Below are 374 nucleotides of genomic sequence, written 5' to 3'. Positions count from 1 at the left end.
AGCTGGCCCGTTCGTCTATCGGTTAGGACCTCAGATTTTCATTCTGGTAAGAGGGGTTCGATTCCCCTACGGGCTACTTACATCTTATAAGACCACTGTAACAACGGTGGTTTTATAAAGATCACAGTAGAAAGAAGCTATATTAAAATAAATCTAACCGGCCCGTTCGTCTATCGGTTAGGACCTCAGATTTTCATTCTGGTAAGAGGGGTTCGATTCCCCTACGGGCTACAAGATTAAGAGTTGATACTTATAAAAACAAAAGCTAACACATTACTTCGGTAGTGGAAGATAGAGGGCCCGTTCGTCTATCGGTTAGGACCTCAGATTTTCATTCTGGTAAGAGGGGTTCGATTCCCCTACGGGCTACAAAA

The 374-nt window shown here is 43.6% G+C and carries 3 tRNA genes; all 3 read left to right on the top strand.

Going from position 1 to position 374, the window contains the following annotated elements:
* Positions 1-4 precede the first annotated feature (4 nt).
* A tRNA-Glu gene (locus tag ACLMCG_RS23100) sits at positions 5-76 on the top strand.
* Between the two features lie 83 nt (positions 77-159).
* A tRNA-Glu gene (locus ACLMCG_RS23095) sits at positions 160-231 on the top strand.
* 66 nt (positions 232-297) lie between these two features.
* Positions 298-369: transfer RNA gene (locus ACLMCG_RS23090), tRNA-Glu, on the top strand.
* Positions 370-374 lie beyond the last annotated feature (5 nt).

It is taken from the genome of Chryseobacterium sp. S90, assembly GCF_047444895.1.
Taxonomy (GTDB): Bacteria; Bacteroidota; Bacteroidia; order Flavobacteriales; family Weeksellaceae; genus Chryseobacterium.
This window is presented reverse-complemented; position numbering and strand designations above follow the sequence as displayed.